Annotated in this window: 23 protein-coding genes; 17 read left to right on the top strand and 6 right to left on the bottom strand. The window is 43.0% G+C overall.

The window, feature by feature from the left end; genetic code table 11:
* Positions 1-75 precede the first annotated feature (75 nt).
* From DXB91_RS05100 to DXB91_RS05060, 9 genes are all read left to right on the top strand, one after another.
* Positions 76-1,383 carry an extracellular solute-binding protein gene (locus DXB91_RS05100; RefSeq protein ID WP_117550075.1) on the top strand — a complete coding sequence of 436 codons (1,308 nt, stop codon included), beginning with the start codon at positions 76-78 and terminating at the stop codon, positions 1,381-1,383.
* Positions 1,384-1,487: 104 nt separating this feature from the next.
* Positions 1,488-2,924, top strand: coding sequence for a carbohydrate ABC transporter permease (locus DXB91_RS05095; RefSeq protein ID WP_117550077.1), 1,437 nt, complete (start codon positions 1,488-1,490; stop codon positions 2,922-2,924).
* On the top strand, positions 2,924-3,766 hold the full coding sequence (locus DXB91_RS05090; RefSeq protein WP_118016979.1) for a sugar ABC transporter permease: 843 nt from the start codon (positions 2,924-2,926) through the stop codon (positions 3,764-3,766). The genes DXB91_RS05095 and DXB91_RS05090 overlap by 1 nt, the downstream gene beginning before the upstream one ends.
* 211 nt (positions 3,767-3,977) lie before the next feature.
* The gene (locus DXB91_RS05085) at positions 3,978-5,819 is read left to right on the top strand and encodes a hypothetical protein (RefSeq protein WP_117550081.1); all 1,842 of its coding nucleotides are present in this window, start codon (positions 3,978-3,980) and stop codon (positions 5,817-5,819) included.
* Positions 5,792-6,004, top strand: coding sequence for a hypothetical protein (locus DXB91_RS05080; protein ID WP_015534553.1), 213 nt, complete (start codon positions 5,792-5,794; stop codon positions 6,002-6,004). The genes DXB91_RS05085 and DXB91_RS05080 overlap by 28 nt, the downstream gene beginning before the upstream one ends.
* A gap of 141 nt (positions 6,005-6,145) precedes the next feature.
* Positions 6,146-7,273, top strand: a complete 1,128-nt coding sequence (locus DXB91_RS05075) for a glycoside hydrolase family 53 protein (protein ID WP_118017093.1) — start codon at positions 6,146-6,148, stop codon at positions 7,271-7,273.
* A 213-nt stretch (positions 7,274-7,486) separates the two neighbouring features.
* Entirely contained in the window at positions 7,487-9,559 is a 2,073-nt protein-coding gene (locus DXB91_RS05070) for a diguanylate cyclase (RefSeq protein ID WP_118016978.1), read from the top strand.
* Between the two features lie 186 nt (positions 9,560-9,745).
* On the top strand, positions 9,746-10,903 hold the full coding sequence (locus DXB91_RS05065; protein ID WP_118016977.1) for an FprA family A-type flavoprotein: 1,158 nt from the start codon (positions 9,746-9,748) through the stop codon (positions 10,901-10,903).
* A gap of 294 nt (positions 10,904-11,197) precedes the next feature.
* Positions 11,198-12,547 carry an MATE family efflux transporter gene (locus DXB91_RS05060; protein ID WP_118016976.1) on the top strand — a complete coding sequence of 450 codons (1,350 nt, stop codon included), beginning with the start codon at positions 11,198-11,200 and terminating at the stop codon, positions 12,545-12,547.
* An 89-nt stretch (positions 12,548-12,636) separates the two neighbouring features.
* On the opposite strand, the gene DXB91_RS14400 is transcribed toward DXB91_RS05060, so the two are convergent.
* Genes DXB91_RS14400 through DXB91_RS05050 form a run of 3 tightly spaced genes read right to left on the bottom strand, consistent with a single transcriptional unit; the run spans position 12,637 to position 14,208 of the window.
* Positions 12,637-12,864 (bottom strand): hypothetical protein, encoded by a 228-nt coding sequence (locus DXB91_RS14400; protein ID WP_243003522.1) that lies wholly within the window; start codon positions 12,862-12,864, stop codon positions 12,637-12,639.
* Positions 12,865-12,879: 15 nt separating this feature from the next.
* The gene (locus DXB91_RS05055) at positions 12,880-13,539 is read right to left on the bottom strand and encodes a BRO-N domain-containing protein (RefSeq protein WP_243003521.1); all 660 of its coding nucleotides are present in this window, start codon (positions 13,537-13,539) and stop codon (positions 12,880-12,882) included.
* Between the two features lie 18 nt (positions 13,540-13,557).
* Entirely contained in the window at positions 13,558-14,208 is a 651-nt protein-coding gene (locus tag DXB91_RS05050; RefSeq protein WP_187115862.1) for a LexA family protein, read from the bottom strand.
* A gap of 297 nt (positions 14,209-14,505) precedes the next feature.
* Between DXB91_RS05050 and DXB91_RS05045 the strand changes: the two genes are divergently transcribed.
* From DXB91_RS05045 to DXB91_RS05035, 3 genes are all read left to right on the top strand, one after another.
* On the top strand, positions 14,506-15,054 hold the full coding sequence (locus DXB91_RS05045; protein ID WP_243003520.1) for a DUF4342 domain-containing protein: 549 nt from the start codon (positions 14,506-14,508) through the stop codon (positions 15,052-15,054).
* 16 nt (positions 15,055-15,070) lie between these two features.
* The gene (locus DXB91_RS05040; RefSeq protein WP_055222256.1) at positions 15,071-15,748 is read left to right on the top strand and encodes a response regulator transcription factor; all 678 of its coding nucleotides are present in this window, start codon (positions 15,071-15,073) and stop codon (positions 15,746-15,748) included.
* 123 nt (positions 15,749-15,871) lie between these two features.
* Positions 15,872-17,125, top strand: coding sequence for a sensor histidine kinase (locus tag DXB91_RS05035; protein WP_118016974.1), 1,254 nt, complete (start codon positions 15,872-15,874; stop codon positions 17,123-17,125).
* A gap of 19 nt (positions 17,126-17,144) precedes the next feature.
* Here the strand turns inward: DXB91_RS05035 and DXB91_RS05030 are convergent, their stop codons facing one another.
* Genes DXB91_RS05030 through DXB91_RS05020 form a run of 3 tightly spaced genes read right to left on the bottom strand, consistent with a single transcriptional unit; the run spans position 17,145 to position 20,329 of the window.
* Positions 17,145-17,774 carry a hypothetical protein gene (locus DXB91_RS05030; RefSeq protein WP_118016973.1) on the bottom strand — a complete coding sequence of 210 codons (630 nt, stop codon included), beginning with the start codon at positions 17,772-17,774 and terminating at the stop codon, positions 17,145-17,147.
* A gap of 2 nt (positions 17,775-17,776) precedes the next feature.
* Positions 17,777-18,535 carry an ATP-binding cassette domain-containing protein gene (locus DXB91_RS05025; RefSeq protein WP_022217041.1) on the bottom strand — a complete coding sequence of 253 codons (759 nt, stop codon included), beginning with the start codon at positions 18,533-18,535 and terminating at the stop codon, positions 17,777-17,779.
* Between the two features lie 36 nt (positions 18,536-18,571).
* Complete coding sequence (locus tag DXB91_RS05020; RefSeq protein WP_118016972.1) at positions 18,572-20,329, bottom strand: hypothetical protein; 1,758 nt, start codon at positions 20,327-20,329, stop codon at positions 18,572-18,574.
* 134 nt (positions 20,330-20,463) lie between these two features.
* Between DXB91_RS05020 and DXB91_RS05015 the strand changes: the two genes are divergently transcribed.
* From DXB91_RS05015 to DXB91_RS04995, 5 genes are all read left to right on the top strand, one after another.
* Entirely contained in the window at positions 20,464-21,207 is a 744-nt protein-coding gene (locus DXB91_RS05015; RefSeq protein WP_118016971.1) for a LytR/AlgR family response regulator transcription factor, read from the top strand.
* Between the two features lie 3 nt (positions 21,208-21,210).
* Complete coding sequence (locus tag DXB91_RS05010; protein ID WP_147343973.1) at positions 21,211-22,500, top strand: sensor histidine kinase; 1,290 nt, start codon at positions 21,211-21,213, stop codon at positions 22,498-22,500.
* Positions 22,501-22,562: 62 nt separating this feature from the next.
* Positions 22,563-22,820, top strand: coding sequence for a sporulation transcriptional regulator SpoIIID (gene spoIIID / locus DXB91_RS05005; protein WP_055222251.1), 258 nt, complete (start codon positions 22,563-22,565; stop codon positions 22,818-22,820).
* Between the two features lie 117 nt (positions 22,821-22,937).
* Entirely contained in the window at positions 22,938-23,990 is a 1,053-nt protein-coding gene (locus DXB91_RS05000; RefSeq protein WP_118016969.1) for a metallophosphoesterase family protein, read from the top strand.
* Positions 23,990-25,699 carry an ATP-binding protein gene (locus tag DXB91_RS04995; RefSeq protein ID WP_118016968.1) on the top strand — a complete coding sequence of 570 codons (1,710 nt, stop codon included), beginning with the start codon at positions 23,990-23,992 and terminating at the stop codon, positions 25,697-25,699. Before DXB91_RS05000 ends, DXB91_RS04995 begins: the two co-directional genes overlap by 1 nt.
* The last annotated feature ends 70 nt before the right edge of the window (positions 25,700-25,769 follow it).

Here is a 25,769-nt window from a genome sequence, read left to right as displayed (position 1 = left end):
AACAACCGATTGCGCACGGGAAACAAAAAGAGCAACTAATTTTCTTGTTATTTATTTAAAGAGGAGGACATAAGAATGAGAAAGAAAGTTTTATCATTAACACTTGTTGCTGCGATGATGGCAGGATGCCTTGCGGGATGTGGCAACGCAGATTCGAAGGACGAAGGAACAACAGCAGCTGCTGGCGACAGCACAACACAGGCTGCAGCATCAGATGATGCAATTCAGAACTTAATTGATGCAACAACAGGAACTGTAGATCTTTCGGTATGGGCTTCTGAGGAAGATCAGGATCTCACAACACAGGTTATTGAAGAATTCAAGAAAAAGTATTCAGATGTTGACTTCAACATCACACTCGGAGCCGAGTCTGAGTCAAAGGCAAAGGATGATATCCTGGTAGACGTTGAGGCTGCTCCTGATGTATTCGCATTTGCTGATGATCAGATCAATGAGCTGGTTAAGGCTGGTGCACTTCAGCCGGTACAGGCTACATACACTTTTGATGTTGCAAACGAGAATGTGGCAGCTTCTATAGAGGCAGCTTCTGTTGATGGAACATTATATGCATATCCAATGACAGCAGACAACGGATACTTCATGTTCTATGATTCATCAGTATTCACAGAGGATGATGTTCAGTCGATGGATGCCATGATCGAGGCAGCAAAGAAGGCAAACAAGAAGATCGCTATGAACGTATCAGATGCATGGTATGTATACTCATTCTTCCAGGGCGCAGGTCTTGACCTTACACTTAACGATGACGGACTTACAAATACATGTACTTGGAATCAGGCAGGCGGTACAGACGTAGCTCAGGCAATTCTTGATCTCTTTAAGACAGGCGTATTTGTAGATATGGATGATCCTACACAGGCAACAGCAATCGCTGAGGGTACGATCTGTGCAGCAGTTAACGGAACATGGAGAGCAGCAGACGCTGAGGCAGCATGGGGCGAGAACTATGCAGCAGCTAAGCTCCCTACATACACAGTTGCAGGCAAGCAGGTTCAGATGGCATCATTCTCAGGCTGCAAGCTTATCGGTGTAAACCCACATTCAAAGAACGTAGGCTGGTCAATGCTTCTTGCTGAGTATCTTACATCAGAGGATACACAGGTTACAAGATTTAAGCAGAGAGGTCTTGGTCCTTCAAACATCAACGCTTCAGAGTCAGAGGAAGTTAAGGCTAATCCAGCTATATCAGCTCTTGCAGCTCAGGCAGCATATGCAACACCACAGCGTGTAGGCGGTAACTACTGGACACCAGCAGAGACACTTGGTTCAATCCTTGCTCAGGGTAATCCGGACGGAACAGATCTTCAGAAGCTTCTCGACAACGCTGTAGAAGGAATTGAGGCACCTGTATCACAGGAGTAATTTTAAATAAGAAGTACTTTGAATAATATTTATAAGTTATAATGAGAATGCCTCATATGTCATTCGTGGCATATGGGGCATTTTAAAAAGAGAGGAGCTTTTTCATGAAGAAAATATCAGGATTCTTTAAAGCCATAGGAAGATATTTCAAGAATTTTGGTGTTGCTTTTGCAAAAGGTGATATATGGGTTAAGCTCTCAGCGGTTATCATGGGTGCAGGTTACTTCGCAAGAAAGCAGATCGTCAATGGTTTGATCATGCTCATCGTTGAGGCTGCGTTTGTGTTGATGTGCGTAGGCTATGCGGCACCAAACCTTGCCAAATTTGGAACTCTTGGAACTGTAAAGTTTGAGCAGGTATTTGATCCACTCACCATGCAGACAACTACTAATAATTACGACAATTCTTTCCAGATCCTTCTCAATTCGGTGGTTGCGTTGTTCATCATTCTTATATTCGTGCTTTTCTACATTCACAATATCAAGACAGTGTACAAGCTTCAGCAGATGAAGGAAAATGGAGAACATATAAATACATTCAAGGAAGATATGAAGTCACTCTTCAACGAGAAGTTCCACATAACACTTCTCACACTTCCGACAATTGGTGTAGTCATAATGAATATTCTGCCAATACTGATACTTATTGCAGTGGCATTTACCAATTATGATCAGCAGCACCTTCCACCAAACTCACTGTTTACATGGGTGGGCTTCAAGAACTTTGCAAGCCTGTTCTCAAACAGCATGACAGTAACATTTGGATATTCATTCAGAAAGGTTCTTGGCTGGACACTTGTATGGGCGGTCATGGCGACATTTACCACATTCATAGGCGGTATCCTTCTTGCCAAGGCGATCAATTCCAAGACAACCAAGCTGCCAAAGATGTGGAGAACACTTTTCATCATATCAATAGCAGTTCCACAGTTCGTAACACTGCTTTTGGTTAGAAACTTCTTCGCTGATTCCGGTATTGTGAACACTATCTGCTCAAATATCGGTATCACAGACCTGCTTAAGCATGCAGGACTTGTCGGTGAGCATCTTACATATATACCGTTCCTGACTGATCCTCACTGGGCAAAGGTAATGATCATTCTCATCAATATCTGGGTCGGTGTTCCATACCAGATGCTGATCGCAACAGGCGTTCTGATGAACATACCTACAGATCAGATCGAGAGTGCAAAGATCGATGGAGCAACAAATTTCCAGGTGTTCTGGAAGATCACAATGCCATATATCCTGTTCATCCAGGGCCCGGCACTTATAACAGACTTTGTAAAGAACATCAACAACTTCAACGTAATCTACCTGCTCACACAGGATGTATTCGTCACACAGAATCAGGCTCTCGCCAATTCGCATGCGAAGGAAGTTGACCTTCTTGTTACATGGCTGTTCAGACTTACAAATGAATACTACGACTACAAGATGGCATCTGTTATCGGTATCATAGTATTTATCATATGTGCAGCATTTACACTTATATCATTCTCAAGAATGATTGCAGGAGATAAAGAGGAGGAGTACCAGTAATGAAGAAAACAATAGGTTCAATCGTTAAACATATCGTATTACTTGTCCTCGCAGTTATCTGGCTGGTTCCGATCATCTGGCTGATTGTCACTTCATTCAGCGGATATAAGGGAATCAATACAGCGCATTTCTTCCCAACGAGCTGGTCTATGGACAATTTTGTTCAGCTGATTACAAGACCTGACTCGGTTGTGCAGTATGTGTCATGGTTCAAGAATACACTTATTATTGCAGTATTTACATGTATCATCTCTACTATATTTGTAATTATGGTCAGCTATGCGATGAGCTGCCTGAGATTCAACGGCAGAAAACAGATCATGAGTGCGTCACTGATACTGAACATGTTCCCTGGCCCACTTCTCATGATAGCAATTTACTTTATCCTGAAGATGCTGGGACTTACAAACAGCCATTTCGGTATGATCATAGTTTACTCAGCAGGATCAGGACTTGGATTCCTCATCATGAAGGGATTCATGGACACAATACCTATGTCACTTAAGGAGGCTGCCAGACTTGAGGGTGCTTCGGAGGCGAAGATATTTACGAAGGTAATCCTTCCTCTGTGTAAGCCAATCGTGGTGTATCAGGTAATCAGTTCATTCCTTATACCTTGGGGCGATTTTGTATTCGCAAAGCTTATGCTCAACTCAGGAGTTTCGAAGGACTGGACAGTAGCTATAGGTCTTTACAATATGCTTGAAAAATCACTCGTCAACAAATACTTCTCAGTATTCTGCGCCGGCGGTATCGTGGTAGCTATCCCTATCTCAATATTGTTCGTCATAATGCAGAAGTACTATGTAGAGGGTGTAACTGGCGGTTCTGTAAAGGGTTAAGGCGGACGGTCTGAGAGAAATGAGAAAATTTATTTTGGGCAGGTGTCTGCGTTGCCGGATGGACCACATATGGATGGTGGTGCGGATGCCTGCTATAATTAGCCCTAAAATAGGGCAGACAGGATGAAAAATGAGGATATTGTCGCTTATTTGGGGACGATTATCTTTAGATCAAAAGGTTACAACATATACGAAATAGGAGATTTAAGATATGGAGAATACATTTATTGTAAACATTATCCATCGTCCTGAGATGGTTCCTGAGTATGCCGAGAAGGTTACAGGCCATGGTCAGGCAGAGGATATCGGAAGAAAAGCTCTCCTCACAGAGTCACTGGACATATTCAAGTTCCAGCAGGAGACAGCTCACAAGAACGGACTCAAGACTACTATTCAGATGACATATGCCAGCCTTTTTAACGAGGAGGCTGTATCACTCGCCAAGGAGCATCATGAGAAGTATGGAGATGAGATAGCGCTCTCACTTCTCGGACTTCCCTGCACAGAGTTCAGAGAGAAGTACAAGACCAAGGACTTCTGTATCTGGATGTTCTCTATGGAGGACAAGAAGAATATCGTCGATGACGTATTTGGAAAGTTCCATGATATATTTGGCTTTTATCCAGTGTCTACAGGTTCATACTATATGGATGCTGAGCTTACAAACTACATCAAGGAGAAGTATCCATCAGTCAAGTGTGCAGTTGCAACATGCTGGGAGGAGGGCCCTAAGGCTTACCACACATGTAACAACTCATGGTACACACTGTTTGATGGCGGCCCATGGAATCCGTGGATACCTTCAAAGCAGAACACACATGCACCTGCAGCAAATGAGGCTGAGGACAGCGGAATCGTTGCCATCCCGCATCTTTCAAGAGATCTGCTGGCATGCTATGATGGAAATGGTTCTAACTTTGGTACACATCCACAGAACGTTCTCCGTGGAATGATCTATGACAGCAAGACATGGGAGTACCCATATCTGTACAACCTGATCGACCAGTATCGTCATCTGGCTAAGTTCAACAATGGATATTCATACAACATGATGTTCGTTGGACCAGGCTGGCTGAACAAGATGGGACGCTGGGAGGCTCCATACGAGCTGCTCAAGAAGAGCTACGAGGATGGAATGAAGTATTATGGCGACCTGAAGAAGGAAGGCAAATGTATCGACATGACAATGGCTGAATTTGCTGACTTCTACAGAGAGAACAAGACATACGAGGAGCCTGAGTGTGCTCTTTGGAAGGATATACTGTACGGATCAGACAAGCAGATATTCTGGTACTGCGATCCATACATGAGAGCCCAGATCAACATGGATCAGGGCGGTGCGATCGTTGACCTCAGACCATACGCTGCAAAGCTCAACTGGCCTGTAGGTATCGGAACTCCACATGTTCAGGATGCTTCATATCCATTCCTGATCCAGGAGAAGTACAGAGCAGGATATTTCACACACTATGCTGGAGAGGGTACTGTAAGAAGTGCCAAGATCAGCTACAAGGGTGAGGAGGTCGACCTCTGTCTGTGCAGAACAAAGGCAACATTCTCGCAGGAGGGAAGCACAAGAATCCTTACACTTGACCCGGTTGACATCGAGTTCTACGATCTGACAGTTAAACTTCAGACAAAGATATATTTTGAGGAGGGTTCATCCAAGATAAGACATGAAAGAACTATCCTCGAGATGAGCAACCCTGATGCAGAGGTTGAGATCAATGAGTACATGGTGGCATGCTACGGTACAACAGAGTACCCAGAGGACATGACAGGAATCACTCTCACAGCAAAGAATGCTTCAGAGAGCAAGTCACTCACATATGAGTACAAGTGCAGAGAAGAGGATCTCGCAGGCGCCGATGAGGTGTCAGCAGTTATACCTGCGATCGAGACAAAGGCTGCCATGGGAGCATCTGGCAGCGATGCAACAGGATATTTCAAAGAGGGATATGCGTTCTCGCCAATGTTCACTCTCGGGTTTACAAAGACACTTAAGGATAAGGAGGTATTTTCAACATGGCTCAGTCTGGAAAAGGCAAATTAAATTACAGATGTCCAATGTGTTTTATGAGAGATCTGGATATAGATATGTTCTATGATAAGGACAAGAAGGAATACTACTGTATCCGTTGTCAGTATGTTGGACCAGAGGAGGACGTTCTGGCAAAGAACGAGCTCATCAGAATAAAATATGGAAGAATGTATGACAGGATTACATTTGACGACTAGGTGACAGATGTCATCTTGATAGAAGGCCGCCGACAGATGAAGATGAACTGGTACATCAGGGGTATGCAGAACATTTTTCTTCGGCGGCTGTTCTTGGTTATAACAGGCAGTAAAATAAATGCAGGTGAAGGAGACAAAAATATGGCAGATTATATAAAGGGCGTGGATCTCTCCGCTGTTGTCGAGGTTGAAGAGCTGGGGGCGAAATATTATGACAATGGTGTGCAGGGAGATATATTTGACATACTTAAGAACTATGGTGTGAATTCTGTGAGACTTCGTCTGTGGAATGATCCGTACACGGAGGACGGCGTACCTTATGGTGCGGGCACAAATGACCTTGAGGTATACAAAAAACTCGCGAAGCGCGCTATGGATCATGGAATGAGCATTCTGCTTGATTATCACTACAGTGATTTCTGGGCTGACCCGGGCAAGCAGAGGGTGCCGAAGGCGTGGAGAGGCATGGATGCGGATCAGCTTGAGCAGGCTGTGTACGACTACACAAGGGAGACTCTTTTAGAGATGAAGGCTGCGGGCGTTCTCCCTCAGCTTGTTCAGGTTGGAAACGAGCTTACAAACGGACTGATGTGGCCGCTGGGACAGAAGCCGGAGTATGACAATATCGCGAAGTTTGTGAGCGCAGGAATAAGGGCGGTCAGATCGGTTGACTCTGATATTCCGGTCATGATACATCTCGACAATGGCGGCAACAATCCTATGTATGTGGATTGGTTTGACCACTACATGGAAAGAGGAGAAGATTTTGATATAATCGGAATGTCGTATTATCCGTTCTGGCATGGAACCATGAAGGAGCTAGAGGCAAATATGCGAGATATGGCGGTTAGATATGGCAAAAAGATAGTTATCGCTGAGGTTTCCATGGGATTTACCATGGAGGACTACGCAGAATATGAGAAACTGGGACCTGACGATAGAAAGGGCTATGCCACAAAGCCTTCACTGGTGGAGAATCTTGACTACCCTATGACACCTGAGGGACAGGCGGAATTTATGAACGACATAATGAAACTGATAGATGATGTTCCTGGTGGCGATGGCTTTTATTATTGGGAGGCAGGCTGGATACCAGTACCGGGAAGCGGCTGGGCTACGGAAGGTGCTCTGTCATACATAGAGGAGTCTGGACCATGCGGAAATGAATGGGCAAATCAGGCACTTTTTGATTATGACGGACATGCTCTGCCGGCACTTAAGACTATACGTGATTACAAGCCGGCGCATGACGACTATCCACTTAAGTAAATTATGGGGGACAGAGGGGACGGAGGTGCCTGTCCCCTCCGTCCCCGTGGTTTCTGATAGTAAAGTACATGTTTTTGATACATTTGGATATGTTTTGGTTGGGCGGGTCTGTGTATAATATATACAGATGCGCCCTTTTAATATATTTGGCAAATTTACAGATGGGGGACAGGACGGGTTGTTCTGATTGGTCAGGAGGTCAGGAGGTAAGGTATGAAAAAAGTAGCATTGTTCATGGATGGCTGGAAGAGGTATTTCACCTACGCCTGGCCGCTGGGATTTATGCAGAAGATAAAGGAAGCCAGGGCTGATGTTAATTTGTACATATTCAACAGCAACGGCAATTGGAACAGGGACGACGGTTACAGCTATGGAGAATACAATATATACAATCTTCCGGAGCTGACAGACTTTGATGGGATCATAATATCTGTCAACAATATCAAATATCCGGAAGTCACGGCGGAACTGCTGGACAGGATAAGGAAGAGCGGAGTTCCGGCTATAAGCCTCGAGACTGCTTTTGACGGTCTGCATTTTGTGGGTATAGACAATTATGATGCCATGTATGACATGACTCGGCATATGATAGAGGAACATGGTGCGAAGAAGGTGTGGTATCTTGCCGGACCGAAGGACAACTATGAGGCTCAGGAGAGATGCCGTGCATTCTGCGATTGTATGGATGTGTATGGACTCAAGGTTGAGGATGAGGATGTCCTGTTTGGAGATTTTGGTTTTAATGATGGCGTGACGGGATTCGAGGAGCTGCTCAGAGCACATGGACATACGTGTATAAAACATGAGAAGGACGGACCGGATTACGGTGGACCTGCGGAGGTGTACGGTGAGATAACCAGTGGCAGTTTTGCGGATTCTGCTCCGGATGCCGAGGCTTCGAATAATGAGGAGATGGATGAGAGAAGGCTGGAAGAACGGGAGATAGTGAAGAAGATTCTTCCGGATGTAATAATCTGTTCAAATGACAACCTGGCGGTGGGTGTGTGCAACAGAGCTGAAGCACTTGGACTTTCAGTGCCAAATGATTTTAAGGTTACGGGATTTGACAACTTTGATAAAGCAGCGTACTATACGCCGCGCATAACAACGGTGAGCAGGATCCGTGAGAAGATCGGAGCTGCGGCTGCAGAGATCATGCTGAATATCTGGGCGGGAAACAATCCGGATACCAGCTCTTATATAGATTATAATTGTATATTTACGGAGAGTTGTGGCTGTGGCACGGATGCTATGCTGAACGGCAGACAGTACCTGAAGAATTATATAATGGGAGTTGTGGAACGCGAGGAGATAGATGAGAGCACACTTGACTTCACGCATTTGCTCAGCAAATGTGGTGATTACAGTGGCCTTTATCCATGTGTACAGACGGCATATTCACAGGCAGAGTGTAAGAAATGCGTTATGGTTGTCGACAGATCCCTTGTGGAGATGGGGGGAGCTGGCCCGACACTATCGGCGGCGTACGATGAGGATGTATTTGCTGTGAAGGGCTATCCTCATAGAATGCAGATCGTGTACAGGCAGGGCATAGCGGATGGCGATAGCGATACATACCACAGTATGTTTCCTCTTCTGGATGATGAAGCCGGCGGCAATATATTTTTATTTGCGCCATTTCATTTCGGAGAAAAGGCAGTTGGGTTCTGCTGTGTCGAAAATGGATATTACCTCATGGATAAGCAGCTTTGGTCAACTGTAATGAGCGAAGTGAATGTAGCCATGATAAACCTGTTCAATAAATGGAGGCTGGAGCAGATCAATCAGGAGCTTACGGCAATATCCATAAAGGATCCGCTTACCCAGATATACAACAGGGAAGGCATGAGACAGATCGCCGCAAAGGCATTTGACAAGGCTGCGGGCCAGGGCAGGGCACTTCTCATAATGTTTGCTGATATGGACAGGCTTAAATATATAAACGATACATACGGTCATGAGTTTGGCGATAAGGCTATAAGAAATGCAGCCAGAGCTGTGGCGGGAGGCGGCGGAATAAGCAGTATTCCGGTTAGATACGGCGGAGATGAGTTCGTATCCATATCTATATACGATGAGGATGAGACTCCTGAGGAAAGAAAGGCGGCGATACTTGAGAAGGCCAGGGAGATAGCGGCGCAGGAGAAGCTTCCGTTTGAATTGGAGTTTAGTATAGGCTATGTTATAACAGACCCAGATGGTGATAAAACCCTTGAAGAGTATGTGAGGGAAGCGGATCACAGTATGTATCAGGAGAAGATGCAGAGAAGGATAAGCAGACAATGATAAAAAAATATCAAAAAATGGAGAATCAGGTCTTATGTGCTGATTCTCTATTTTCATTTAGTATGTTATAATTAACTGTCATTATGATAGTCTGCACAAGTGCAACTGTCGCAACGATCATTTTATCATGTGGACACAACGTGGATTATTTATATTAGATACTTAGGATCAAGAGGAGGATATACAATGCTTAAGAATGTAACTGACACAGTATTTTACGTAGGTGTGGATGACAAGGACATAGACCTGTTCGAGAATCAGTACATAGTGCCAAACGGAATAGCGTACAACTCATATGTCATCATGGATGAGAAGATAGCCATCATGGATATGGTGGATGCAAAGTGCGCAGACCAGTGGTTTGCAAATGTGGCAGAGGTGCTTGGCGACAGGCAGCCTGACTACCTCATAATCTCACATCTGGAGCCTGATCACTCGGCGAATCTTGGTGATGTGCTTGCAAAATACCCGGATATCAAGATTGTATCAAATGCAAAGCTTTTCGCAATGCTTCCAAACTTCTTTGAGGTTCCTGTGGCAGACAGAAGCGTGACCGTTGCAGAGGGACAGACACTCTCACTTGGAAGCCATACACTTCAGTTTTTTATGGCTCCTATGGTTCACTGGCCTGAGGTCATGGTCACATATGAGCAGAGCGAGAAGATACTCTTCTCAGCGGATGCATTTGGCAAGTTTGGAACATTGGATACAGATGAGGACTGGGCATGCGAGGCGAGAAGATATTACTTCAATATAGTTGGAAAGTATGGAATGCCTGCACAGGCACTTCTCAAGAAGGCAGCAGGACTTGACATACAGAAGATATGCGCACTTCACGGACCTATACTCACAGAGAATCTTGAATATTACATAGGCAAATATCAGCTGTGGTCAACCTACACACCTGAGGATGAGGGAATCTTCATCGCATACTGCAGTCTCCACGGCAACACAGAGAAGGCGGCAAAGAAGCTGGCGGAGATACTTGAGGCAAAGGGGGCGCCAAAGGTTGCGATATCAGACCTCTCAAGGGATGATATCGCAGAGTGTATAGAGGATGCATTCAGATACGACAGACTTGTGCTTGCAGCCCCAACATATGATGGCGGTGTGATGCCTGTCATGGCGGATTTCATCAACCACTTGAAGATGAAGGCATACCAGAAGAGAAAGGTCGCTTTCATTGAAAATGGTTCATGGGCACCAATGGCGGCGAAACTCATGAAAGAGCAGATGGCAGCGATGAAGGATATAGAGATCGTGGATGAGCATGTGACAATAAGGTCCGCGTTCAAGCAGTCGGATGTGGCAGCGCTCGAAGCTTTGGCTGGAAAACTGTTATAAGAGATAAGGATAATAAACATAAAGTAAGTCTGAAACCGACTTACATACGTAGTTATTATTCATCTAACAGGTGAGTTGTCACAATAAAGTTGTTACACAGAGTTGCTATACATATCGTGAGCAGGGAATTTGAGCCCGCCGGTTCTTAGGTGGCGATGTGAGGCGGCACCTTAGTACCGCTGCAGGGCGAAATAAGCGGAAGCAACCCAGCGAATGATATGTATAGCAACTCTGTGTTCAAAGAAAAAATTGGCAACTCATTGTCCTATCAATAATGTAAGGAAGGTGTAAGACATGGCTAAGTCCATGGTTTCCGGTAAGCCCCTCAGTCTGATGCTGCAGTTTGCCACCCCGCTCTTGCTCGGCAATCTGCTCCAGCAGACGTACAACATAATAGATGCGGCTATTGTGGGGCAGATACTGGGAGATAAGGCTCTGGCGGGAGTTGGAGCAAGCAGCAGTATACAGTTTCTGGTTCTGGGATTCTGTATGGGCTGTTGCGCAGGATTTGGTGTTCCTGTTGCAAAGTATTTTGGTGCAAATAATCTGCACAAGATGAGAAAGTATATATTTAACGGCGCGGTGCTGACGGGCATCATAGCGTTGATAGTCACGATTGTATGTTCGGTGTGCTGTAATCAGATACTTCATCTGCTTTCGGTTCCTCAGGATATATATGACAAGGCATATGCTTATCTTATAGTTATATTCCTGGGAATTCCGTTCACACTCATGTACAACTATCTGTCAAGTGTGCTCAGGTCTCTGGGAGACAGCAGAACGCCGTTCATGTTTCTGGCGTTCTCGGCAATACTCAACATATTCCTTGACCTGTTCTGCATAGTTGTCCTCAAATGGGACTGCGCCGGTGCGGCTATAGCAACCATCACGGCACAGGCGGTGAGTGGAATATTGTGTCTTGTATATATCTTCAAGAAGGTTCAGATCATGCATCTTGAGGCGGAGGACAGGGAGATAGAGGGATCTGCAGTGAAGGAACTTCTCGTCATGGGAATTCCGACAGGCCTGCAGTTTTCCATAACTGCCATAGGAAGTATGGTCATGCAGTCTGCAAATAACAAGCTGGGAAGTTTGTATGTGTCAGGCTTCACAGCCGGTATGAGGATAAAGCAGTTCACTATGTGTCCATTTGATGCATTTGCAACGGCGGCATCTGTGTTCTGCAGCCAGAACCTTGGCGCCGGACAGGCAAAACGTATAAAACAGGGCTTGTGGCAGGCGATAGCAGTCGCAGTGGGATATGGATTGATAGCAGGACTTATCATGATATTCTTTGGCAGGCCGCTCTCAATGATATTTGTAAAGAAGAGCGCAGTCGACGTACTTGATGCCTCTGCGAAATACCTCAGATGTATGGGATTCTTCTACTGGAGTCTCGGTATACTGAACGTGGCGCGTATGGTGACACAGGGACTTGGATATTCCGGTCGGGCTATATTCTCAGGTGTTACAGAGATGGCGGCCAGGATCATAGTGAGCCTGGGATTTGTCGGAACATTTGGATTCACGGCCATCTGCTTTGCTGATCAGACGGCATGGGTCACCGCGACCATCTACATATTGCCGACATGTCTCTACTGCGTGAAGAAGTCCACGGCGAAGATTGCTGCGGGAACGGTGTGATATGGAAAAGATAAAAATGCGTATGAATAACCGAGACTGTTGTCTGAGGATTCATACGCATTTTATAGTTGTGACATATTCGGGTTATATTACTTTTCCTTGCTGTCATCAAGCAGCTTGGGAGTGTTGGAGTTTAATGGGGATAGTATGCTGCGCCCTATCTGCTTTTCAAGGGATTCACGTGCATTTCTGGCAATATTGCCACCTTGGATGGTAACATCTGTGGCCTCGGTTATACCTTGAGGATTAGTTGCCTTTGATATCTCTGTTGTCGATATCTCTGCAAGAGCATTCAGGACAAGCTCTGTGTTAGTCATATTGTCTCTGAGATTTTATTTTTTCAGCCTTTTAAACTTTTTATATTCTTTCACTGTTTTTCCTGACCATGCGGCAGTAAGTATGTTTGTAAGAGAAGCATACTGTCTGGAATCGGTAATTCCGGCACGCCTCCACTCATTGGTCATATCTTTACGAATCTCTATCCCACGCATACGCTGGGCTATCCATTCTTCAGAATATCCTTTGTTGCGGTATGATTCTATAGCACGATCTATAGCAATCTGAGGATCAACTTCCTCGTCCAGACGTTGTTTGCCTACCATTGCCAGCCATTGCTTGAATGGCTCAGCCTTTTTTGACGGAATGGACTGGATAATTCTCAATAGCCCATGTGTGTTGGTTGCTTGGATTTTACGCATTTTACCATCAGCGGCTATCATTTGAATAGGGGTACAAATTGTACCCCAGTTAGCTGATAATTCTGGGTCGCGGGATCGTAACTTTTTTACATATTGTTTTGGGTCGGAACTATCGGTCAAAACGTCAATTACATCAATTATGGAAAAATACCATTCCTCCTCCTGTGAGTGCCATACTTTTCTGACTTTATCATCATATATAAATTCAAGTTCCTGTTCGCTTAACTCTGGTATATCTGATACCTCAACAGGAACAGTCGAGGAAGTATTCTCATCATATACATAAAAAAGCATAATAATCACTCCAATCCATTAAAATTTTGCCCTTAACTCCACTACCTTACCAATGATCTTGACAGGTTTATTTTTTATGGTTTCATCGTCAAAATAGAGCGGTGCATAGCTGGGGTTGGTGGAAATCAGTTCCAGTCCTTCTTTATATTTTCTCAGGCGTTTGCACACGGCGTCTTCACCAGCTATTGTAGCAATAACAGTGTCCCCTGTGTCTGCATCGTCCTGTTGACGGACAATTACAACGTCGCCGCTGCTGATCTTGGGTTCCATGCTATCCCCCTTTATTCTAAGAGCGTAGAATTCGCCAGTTTTAGCAAGACTTTCGGGTATTTCTTCTGTATCAATAATCTTTTCGGTTGAACAAAATGTTTTGTCACATGATATATAATCAAATACAGGAATTGCATATGCCTCTGATTTCTTTTGGCTTCTTATGATATCTTTTTCTTCCAGAAGATCAGACCTAGAGCAATTGAAAATAGCGCACATGTGGTCAATTTTGTCCATTCGGGGAGACTTTAGTCCGTTACACCAATTTGACACAGTTGCAGTGCTGACATTCATCTGCTTAGCAAAGGCAGCTTGAGTATATTGATATTTATTAAGAAAAAAGAAAAGATTCTTTGCAAATTGGTCATTCATTCTTCTTTCAAATTCTATATCGGACATAGTAATCAACCTCCTTTTGAACAAATTATACACTTAAAGCTAATTTAATACAATATAAAATAAATATAAGTTAACTTATAGTAAAAAATAGCAGCGAGATAAAAAGGGGAACAAACTTTGACATATCCTTCTATTCATTATAAAATTAACCTGATTTTAATCTTTCTCATATTTTAGATTAATCATCGGTTGGTATAGTAATAACATCAGTTGATGATATCAGCAGCAAACGATAAGAAAGATGACAGATCATCGGAAGACGATGAAACTAAGATAATGAGAAAGGGTGCAAAGATTATGGATAAACTGGAAAAGGTAGAAAGGTTAAGAGAAAAAACAGGCGTAAGTTACGAGGATGCAAAGAATGCGCTTGAGGCATGCGATTACGATCTGCTGGATGCGATCATTTATCTTGAGAAGCTTGATAAGGTGAAAGCCCCTGAGGTGGAGAGCTTTACCACAGGCGAGGAACAGAAGACATCAACAGAGTTCGAGCAGGCACAGCAGACATATACAAATGACTGCAATAAAGTGACGTTTGGACAGATGATGGACAAATTTTTCAAATGGTGCGGCAAGGTGTTAAAGAAGAGTGTGGATAGCACATTCATAGTAGAACGCAGAGGCCAGACCATGATAAACGTTCCGGTTCTGGTGCTTGTGATCGCACTCATACTTGCATTCTGGGTAGTGCTTCCACTTCTTGTTGTAGGTCTCTTCTGTGAGTGCAGATACCATTTTGAAGGAATTGGTGACATCAACGTAAACCTTAATAGCGCATGTGACAAAGTAGCCGACTCAGTAGACAACCTTAAGTCCGACGTCAATAACAAGCGTCCGTCATAAAAGAAAGGAAAAAGATATGGCACAGAAGATTCTCATTGTGGAGGATGAAGAGAAAATTGCAAGATTTGTGGAGCTGGAGCTGCTGCATGAGGGATACGAGGCGGAGAAGGTATTTGATGGAAGAACAGGGTTGGACAAAGCTCTGTCCGGTGGCTTCGACCTCGTGGTGCTGGATGTGATGCTTCCGGGACTCAACGGTCTGGAGGTGCTTCGAAGAATCCGCAAGGAGAGTGATGTGCCGGTCATCATGCTGACCGCGAGAGATGCGGTCATGGACAAGGTATCTGGTCTTGATGCCGGTGCAGACGATTATCTCACCAAGCCATTTGCCATAGAGGAGCTGCTTGCCAGGATAAGGGTTGCGTTGAAGAGACGCGGAGTTGCGGAGGTTCACACACACAGGATAGAGATCCGTGGAGTGTGCATGGACACCGACAGGCATGAGGTTACAGTGTGCGGCGAGATAGTTGAGCTGACAAACAGGGAATTTGAGCTGCTCAGGACGCTCATGGAAAACAAGGACATCGTTATGGACAGGGAAAAGCTGCTGAATGCGGTGTGCGGATATGATTACCTGGGAGAGACCAATATCATAGATGTGTATGTGAGGTATCTGAGAACAAAGATAGATGACAGATTTGGAGTTAAGCTGATCACCACCGTCAGAGGTGTCGGATATGTTATCAAAGAATGACCATTTTGGATGCCAGGATAGAGCAGATAGATATGTGACAAGCCGGATATCGTAGCAGAGCAGACAGATATGTGACAAGCCAGCAACGCATGACACGGATACGCATAGATAGAGAGAAAATACATGGGAAAGAAAACTAACGAAAACAAAAGAATGTCATCGATAGCCAGAAGGATCAACATGAGCTTCTGGCTCAAAGAACTGGGCAATGTGATACTTATAGATATCGTCATTGCCTTTCTTATTGTAAGTGTATTTGCTGTGTGGGGCAGGAAACAGCTGCCACAGGGCGTGGGTGGAATGAGATATTACGTTGAGAAAAATGAAGATGGCGGAGCGTATGAATATATAATAGAAGGGTCAGATGAGAAGAAGTACAGATATGACGTTAAGATCCTTTGGGATATCATAGAGATTCCGGGCGTTATATTGCTGGGGATGGAGACTATAGTATTGTTTGTTGCGTTGTTCAGGACAGCGGATGTCAGAAGAAGATTGAAACCGCTGAATGATCTGGCGGTGACGGCGGAAAAACTCAGCAAGGAGCCTATGGATCACAACAAGATAGACGATCTGGAGAAAGCCATATCCCATCTGTCCGCGGATGACGACGAGCAGGTTATACATACCGGAGACAAGGATCTTCAGAGTATAGAGATCGCGCTCAACAATCTGCTCAGGAATATGAAGGAGAATGAGAAACGTCAGATGAGATTCGTGTCGGATGCTTCCCACGAGCTCAGGACGCCTATCGCGGTGATCCAGGGATATGTGAATATGCTCGACCGTTGGGGGAAGGAGGATGAACAGGTTCTGGGAGAGTCCATAGAGGCGCTGAAAAATGAATCCCAGCACATGAAGGAGCTTGTGGAACAGTTGTTATTCCTTGCAAGGGGCGACAGTGGAAGGCAGCACCTGAACATGGAGAAAACCGATCTCAACCGCATGGTAAGTGAAGTGTGGGAGGAGTCCATGATGATAGACGAGAGCCACAGATATGAGTTCCGGGGCACTGAGAATGAGGCGTGTGTGCTCGGCGATGTGGCGATGATCAAGCAGTCCGTCAGGATATTTGTCCAGAACGCGGCGAAGTATTCTGAACCCGGCACGGCCATAATACTCGGTGTAAAAGAGGAGCCCGGTTATGTCAGTTATATGATAGAGGACGAGGGAACCGGAATGAATCCAGGTGATCTGGCCCACATATTTGACAGATTCTACCGCTCGGACGAGGCCCGGAATAATGAGACTGGGGGCTCGGGCCTTGGCCTGTCCATCGCCAAATGGATCGTGGATGCCCACGGAGGCACCATACAGGTAATATCCAGAGCGGATATAGGTTCGAGATTTATTGTGAGGTTCCCTAAAATTGCTTAAAAAGAGAGGTTGCATATATTTATTGGTAATCTGAGTATCTGTGGTTGCTGAACAATCCCAGAATACAGCCTGCACTTCCTAAAATTATGTATTCTTTCATAAAAGAGGCGAGAGTCTTAACTGAGTGAACATCAATATACCATGGTATGATAGCATTAAAGAGATTTCCTCCGCTAAGAGACAGGATGATCAGTGTAAATGATAAAATGATGGCTATGGTGATGTTCTTCGCTGTATATACTGTGCCGTAATATAAACCGCAGAAGCAATATATTATAATAAGATTTTTGGCTATAAATCTTTCTGGGTAGAGAATTGTCCTGAAGAACAACAACGATGTTATTGCACACATTAATAAAGACAGGTATAAAAATGGAATAATTGTTTCTACCCATTTTATTCTGTGGGCTATGTAAAAAAGTTCCCGGCTTGGGCTATATACAAACGGCATAAAGGTTATTGTATATAGCAGCATAACGCACACAGGATATGCTATGCAGTAACACTGCTGCAGTGCGTTTTCTTTATCCTGCAGATCAAGGGGTTTCATCATCATAAAGCCCGTAATAGCAGCTAAAACAGCTAAAATTACACAGAGTATCATTCCCTTACGCAATATAAATAGTGAGTTATGTATTCTTTGCACCATAGTTACACTCCGTTCCTGTAAGACTTAAGAATATACATGTATCCATCTTCCAAAGTGGGATCAGCTGATGCAGGCTCTGAGGTATCAATAGAAGGGGAAGCCAAAAGCCTGGTCATGGCTGTTTTGATTCCGTCTGTAGTGTCTTTTGCAATTATATAGCCTTGATCGATAATTTCTATATAATCACACAAAAACTCCGCATCGTCTACGATGTGTGTGGATATAATAATTATCTTGTCATCACAATTGGTTTGTTTTATAAGATCCCTGAATCTGAGTCTTTCCTCAGGATCAAGACCTGCTGTCGGTTCATCGCATATTATTATAGGGGGATTGCCAAGAAAAGCCTGGGCGATTCCAACACGTCTCACCATTCCGCCAGACAGAGTATGAGCCTTTTTGTCAATATAACTTGATAAATTGACACTTTCTATAACTGATTCGATGTCTTCATCAAGACTACATGATGAAATACCCTTGGAAAATGCAATATAACGCATACATTCTCTTACGGTCATTCCGGGAAAAAGGCCAAATTTCTGAGGCAGATACCCGATATCAACAGAATGTATATTTGCTCCGTTCAGGAGAATGCTTCCGGTAGCTGATGGATATAACCCAATAAGGGATCTCATGAATGTGGTTTTGCCGGCACCATTAGGACCGAGTAGTCCGTGTACTCCTGATTCAAAATTACAGTTTAAATTGTGAAGAATTGTGTTCCCTCCCAAAGTAGTTGTCATATTTTTTATTTCCAGCATAATAATCCCCCTTTATCTGAACGGATACAAGTTACTTTATTCTGTTGTTTCAGTGATGCCAAGTTCGTCGTATACATCTTCCTGAATCTTTTGAAGTTCCTCATCGGTGAGAATTGAATCAATATTGTACCAATTACCTGTCTGTATATAATTGGTGTAGTAAATATCCAAATTACCTGCAGCATCAAACATCACCATGTCAGAACCATACATATATGCATTTCTGTGTATTGGTTGTATCAGGATTGTTTTCCCGATAAGGGAATAATCAGTTGCCTTTTCTTCAGGTGTATAGTTTATATATTTTTTTATCTGGCTTGTTATGTAGTGGTTTCGACTCGGATCGGTGTCCGCGCCAATATATGGGAAAATGTATCGCACATTATCAATAATCTGTTCTCTCCAAAATATGCCGGAAACAATGCTTAGCTGATCACTGAAACCACTGAACGTGTCACCGGACAAGCTGAGATTGCTATACGTAGTAAAATCAGAGTATATGGATACTGTGAACCTGCTCAGATCCTTAGGAAGCCGGCAATATCCGTTTTGAAATAAGTCTCCATTTCCAGCAATTGGGTAATACGGGAAGTTCCCAGGAAGATATGCACCATTTTCCCCTGTGTAGCAAATATTGTAGGATTTTCCTGTATACTTTATGTATATGGATGAGAGATTGCCGGTTTCGTTGTATATGCATAGCTTATTCCCATTTCTGCTATAGCGGATAGCATTATTCTGATCATCTGCTATATAGTCGATATTGTAATCTTTACAGAGTATAAAATGGTATTCAGGGAGACTGGTGTCTGATAGCTGCATATACATATCTGCGATCAAATTCTTCCTTATGTCAAAATGTATGTTATACTCTGTAACATAAAAATCTATTTCCTTTGTTGGAGTAAGTAATTCCTGTTCATTTGCAAATAAATCCGAGGAATCGTCTGCGTATCCAGGGTTACTACCATTATATGGGATGTTGCAGATATAAATAAAGGAAAACGAGCATAACACTGAAAATATGGTGGCAAAAATCAAAGATAACTTCTTGTATCTGAAGAAATTTGTGATCAAATATACGGAGATCACGCCAAATACTATATACAAAGGTTTGGACAGAAAATGTATATTTACAGGAATTAAAGCTGCTTCATCTGGAATATAAGTAAGAGAAGCACAGAATATATTGGATATTTCCTGTATACTGCCGATTTTATCTTCCGCAGGAAAGGTGAACTTACCCGATTGCAATATGGCAACTATAGTGAACCCAAATAATGCAAGATAGGCAAGGATAGTATTGTTGATATACGATATGATGAGCCCAGTCATAACCGCACAAGTGTTAACCATAAATACATGTGTGAAAATAGCCTTAATTGTATATATATAAAAGTCTGCAGAGGAAGAACCTGACAGTATACAAAGGCATATACATAGAACTAACATGCACATACATAATAAGACATTTATGATAGAGAGAATAAGCAGCTGCAGTGATTCTCTTTTAATTGATGACATAGTGTATGTGCTTATGCTCTCTACCATATTGGTTTTTTTTACGATAGATGTGTATTCAAAGGACAAGTACAAAAACAGAATATAATAATATATGGAATTTCCAAGCATAATATCTGTATGTTCAACTATATCAATGTAGTTAAATTCTCTAAGCAGACTGTCTTCAATGAATTTGTATACTGAGTATAAAATACAAAATATGATAGCAGCGATGGAAGGCCAAAAGCATTGTGGAGTTTTCCTGAATAATATGTAATTCTGTTTAAGCATTACCTGATTCCTTTCAATATTTTAATAATAAGTATAACTACTTTACCTCCCATCATTAATAAATTATAATTAGTAAAGTTTAGTTGCTCTAAAATTTACGTAAGTTGTATTAATTGGTAAATGAAAGGCGGAAGATGTTAAAAGTTGCTATATGTGATGATGAGCAGAAGGATATAGACATTGCAGAAAAATGCATATTGGAGTATTCGTTTAAACACAATCTGGATATTGAATGCGCCAACTACAGGACGGGGCAGGAATTGCTGGACAAGATGGAATCTGGTGAACATTATGATTTTTTTGTCTTTGATGTGGAAATGGAGAAGGAGGATGGAATATATATCGCCTCAATTATCCGAAAAAGATACGACAAAAATGCAATTATCATTTTTGTAAGCAATTACCCGGGACATATGGGACGGAGCTTTTCTGTGCATGCATATAATTATATTCAGAAACCTCTTAAATATATAGAGTTGGAACAAGTATTATCTCAGGTTTTGCGTGAGATAAGGAACATGGAGTTTAACAAGTTGATTGTGCCAGCGGCAGATGGAGAAAGAGTTGTTAATATATCTGATATTATGTATATAGAAACCTCAAGAAAATTTCAAAAGAGTGTAGATATTCATTCTGCAAAAGAGATTATACAGGTTACAGGAAATTTAAAAAAATGGTTTAACTTGTTAAAGGACAAAAGGTTTGTATACAGCTTTAAGGGGTATATTGTAAATATAGATCACATAGTTACCTTGAGAGGCGGGGAGCTTGTTTTGGATAATAACGAGATTATTCCGTTGTCAAGGAAATATGAGGAAGAGGTAAGGAAGAGCCTTATTAATACGGTTATATCAGATGTGGGGAGCATCAGAGGTTAAAGGGTGAGTTATTTAGTATTAATTTTTATATCAGCAATTATGGATGCTGTGACTGTAAAAGTTTATGTAGAGAAATGGTTTGGGAAGCCTCCGCTTAGAATATCGACAATGGCATATTGGGGTATATTTATTTTAACAGAGCTGGCTTCAAGAGGCGGACAGCTTTTCATGATAGATGTGTCACAGGAGAAAGCAATGGTCAGCCAGGTGTCCGCGCATATAGTTATCATGCTCGTATTTATTTGCCTATATGATTCCCGTATAGCTGAATGTATATCTGCGTTTATTATATGGGTATTGGGTTATCTGGTGAGCATCGGTTTATCTGATGTAGTGGTAATTACAACGGATCAGATGCTGTATGACGGTGGAATAACTCATCTGATCTCGGTGATGGATATGTATGCACAGTTTATTATGCTGCCTGTCCTGATCATAATACTGGTAGTGAGAAATTATGTATCAGGTAGATATTCATTTAAACAGTTGGTCATAGTGCTTATAACTCCAATGATAAGTTGTTATCTATACTTGATAATACCAGAACAGATCGTGCTTTTGTCAGGGTACGGATTTATATTTGTGCTGATAATTGTGCTGGTCTTAAATGTTTTGAATTATTATCTGTTTGATAACATGGTGGATAATTATAAATTGAAAAATCAGGTAACAATGCTTGGTTATCAGTTGGAGCATCAGTCGGATAAATATGACCAATTGGTTCTTTCTTATAAGAAAATTGGCAGTATGGTTCATGATACCCAGAAGCATATAAGCTATATAAGGTCATGCATAGAAGAGAAAGAATATGACAGGATAAGAACAGTATGTGATAGATATGAGGAAGAATTAAAAAATAAATATGTTGTTTCAAAAACAGGAAATCTTGTTATTGATACATTTGTGAACAGTGCGTATACATTTGCCCAAAACAATGGCGTGAAATTTCATACGGATTTTAAGTTCGATAAAAATTCAATAATGGTCTCTGACTATGATATGTGTATAATAATAGGGAATCTGCTGGATAACAGTATCAATGCATGTAAGAAACAGAAGGAAAAAGAGGGGGTATATATAAAGCTGGCAATAGTGCAGACAGACCGGCATTTGGTAATAGATGTGAAAAATAGCAGTACACAGTCTGACGTGGGCGGCAGTAAGGATATGACTCATGGATATGGTATACAAAATGTGAAAAATACCATGGACAAGTACAATGGAATAATGGAGATAAAGAATACATATGGGGAATATGAAACACTTGTGCTGATCCCCATAAATCAGGATTAAATGTACATAAACCGCATGCCCCCGCATAGACTGTAAAAACAGAATATGCGGGGGCTTTTTCTTTGAAGGATTACATAGAAGAGCGGGCAATCGAAGCGGCAAATTATATCATAGACACAAGGGCGACTGTGAGACAGACAGCGGACAAGATGGGTATAAGCAAATCAACGGTGCACAAGGATATAACGGAACGGCTGGTCCGTATAAGACCCATGCTGGCGGCCCAGGCCAGGGTGGTGTTGGATGCCAACAAGGCGGAGAGACATATAAGAGGAGGGCTTGCAACGAGGGAGAAGTATCTGCATGTCACAAAGTTTTAACATAGCTTATGTTGTATTTTTCTCTGATTTGGGTTAAACTTTTGATGATTGTATAATAGTGGACTAAGTGTGGGCTATTAGAAAATGGCAGTTTAACTATAGATTAGAGGTTAGGATATGAGATTTATTCATGTTTCGGATGTGCACCTGGGAATGATGCCTGATGCGGGAAAGCCTTGGAGCGATGTCCGTGCGAAAGAGATAGAAGAGACATTTGACAGGATCCTGGATATTGCGGAGGAGAGAAAGGTAGATCTGCTCCTCATTGCCGGCAATCTGTATCACAGTGCGCCGAAGGCTGCGGATCTTGCAAAGCTTGATGCCAGACTTGCAAAACTTACAAATACAAGAACGGTGATCATTGCGGGCAGTAGTGATTACATTGAAAGTGGATCTCCATCGGAGAATTATGAGTTCACATCGAACACAGTGCTTCTTCCGGCTGGGGAGTTCAGCAATGCGTATTTTGAAGATATAAATACCTGTGTGACCGGTTTCAGCTATGGACAGGCGGAATACACGGAGGATTTTTCAGAGGGGATAGATGCCCAGACGGAAGGCGCTGTCAATATACTTCTCATGCATGGAGGAGATGCCAGCCACAGTCCATTTAATTTCCGAAAGCTGGCTGACACAGGATTTGACTATGTGGCACTCGGACACCTGAGAAAGCCGAAGCACATGGTGAAGAACCGTATGGCATATCCGGGATCGCCGGAGCCTTTGTCACCTTCTGACACAGGAAAGCATGGCTTTATTTATGGACAGATAATAAACGGAGAGACAAGGATAAAGTGGGAGCCTGTTGCCTGCAGGAATTACATCAACCTTGGACTTGAGATAAAGCCGGAATATACTGACAGACAGATCGAGCATGCTGTTCTGAAACAGATCGATAAGATGGGAACGCAGAACATATATCGGGTTATCCTGAAGGGCCAGAAGGGGCGCGGAGTGAGACCTCAGTTTGATGATGTGTCTCAGGATTACAAGATATATGAGGTTGTGGATAATACGATGTTCGAGTACAATGCTGATGGTCTCAAGAGGGACAATGAGCACAATGTACTTGGAAGATTTATCGCTGAGTTGTCCGGTGGGGATGACGAGGTCAGCAAAAAGGCACTTGAATATGGTCTTGAGGCGATCATAGCAACTGGAGAAAAGTAATGTATATAAATAAACTTTTTTTGAAAGAATTTGGAAAATTCAATAACAAAGAAATAAAGCTGGACAAAGGCTTGAATGTGCTCTATGGAGAGCCCGGAGCCGGCAAGAGTACGATCAGGGATTTTGTGTCCGGTATACTGTATGGTATGAATAAAACCAAGGGTCTTGGATCCCGGGGAGACAATTTTGCATTAAGAAAGCCATCCGGTGGAAATGGATATGCCGGAAAGGCACAGGTGACAAATGCTGGAAAGAGTCATCTTATGGAGAGAAATTTCAACATGTCCACGGACGGTGCAACGCTCACTGATATAGAGAGCGGGAAGGATGAGAGACTTGTGTCTAAGAATTCCTACAGAGGTGTCCTGTTTGATATGGACAAGAGCACATTTGTGGATGCAATGTGTGTTGATCCGCCGGAGGAGATGGGCGGAGATGACAAAGCTTTGTGTGACAGACTCGAGAAGTATCTTCAGAATATGAAGGAGACGGGCTGCAGCGGAATAAACAGAGCAGACGCAGTGGCGTATCTTGAGAATGAAAAGAAGAAATATGACAATCAGAAGTATCTGGTTCAGATAGAAGAGCTGGAAGCCCAGATGGATGAGCTGGGTGAAGTTGATAAGGAGCTTGAAGACATCCGAACTGCCAGACGTGAGGAGCTTGATGCTTATAATATGGAGATCGCACGTTTGAAGAGAGAGGCAAGGCAGCTTGTGAATGAAAAGGATGCTGAGATCCCTGACGAGGATGAGGACAGGGAGCGAAGCAGAATATTCCTTGAGGTTGAAGCTATAGATGATGAGGACGAGCTGAAGGAGAAAAAGAAGCAGGAGAAGAAGGACAAGAAGCTGACGGACAATATATTTGTCATAATGGCAACAGGAATACTGGTTGTTGCGGTGGTCATGCTGGTGGTTCACCTTGTTGGTTTTCAGAAGTCCATACAGCAGCTATTCACGATATGTACGATTGCGTTTGTTGCTATAACCATCATAGATGGATTGTTCAGGAAAGGTGCATTCGACAGTGATAAGCTTCCGTCAGAGGAAGAGTTCAGGAGAACCATATACGAGATGGGAAGAGCAACTGAGTCAAGGACGGTTCGAGTTGAGATAGACAGAGCTTTTCAGGAGGAGCATGACAGGAAGCTTGATATGTTCAAGTTCCAGGAGCATGATGCCATAGAGAAGAGGGATGCCTATTATGAACTCAAGGAGAAGAGAGACGCCATATTTGCGGACTATGATGTTCTTGAGACTGAGAAGAAGGCCATAGATAAGGCTATCAATACCATAATGGACATATCGGAGGAGTTCTCAGGACTGTTTGCCGGTATAGACGGCAGAGTATCGGATATTCTTAGCGCACTCTCCGGTGGACAGTATCAGGAGGCAAAGCTCGATGATGAGATGCATGTTGCAGTGAAAAAGGATGACCATTTCTTCAGGGCGGAATTCCTGGGACATGAGGTCGTTCGTCAGGTGTATCTGGCTGTGCGGCTGGCTGTTGCAGAGATACTTAACAACGAGAAAATGCCACTTGTGTTGGACGATGTGATAGATGTGACCGATGAGAGTCAGCTCATGGGAGTGCTCAAGGCGATGAGTATGGTGAACACGGAGCAGACGATATTGCTTACATCCGATAAGGATCTGGTTAACAGACTTGAGGATATTCATATAGCATGCAATGTGGTGACATTGTAGAAAGTTTCTAATAATAAATAATTAAAAGACCTGCGGAAGCTTGCGATACATGGTATGTATCAGGTGAGCT

This window comes from Coprococcus sp. OM06-34AC, from assembly GCF_003462545.1.
Lineage (GTDB): Bacteria > Bacillota > Clostridia > Lachnospirales > Lachnospiraceae > Coprococcus > Coprococcus aceti.
Note: the sequence above shows the minus strand (reverse complement) of the source record. Positions and strands in the feature narration are given on the sequence as shown.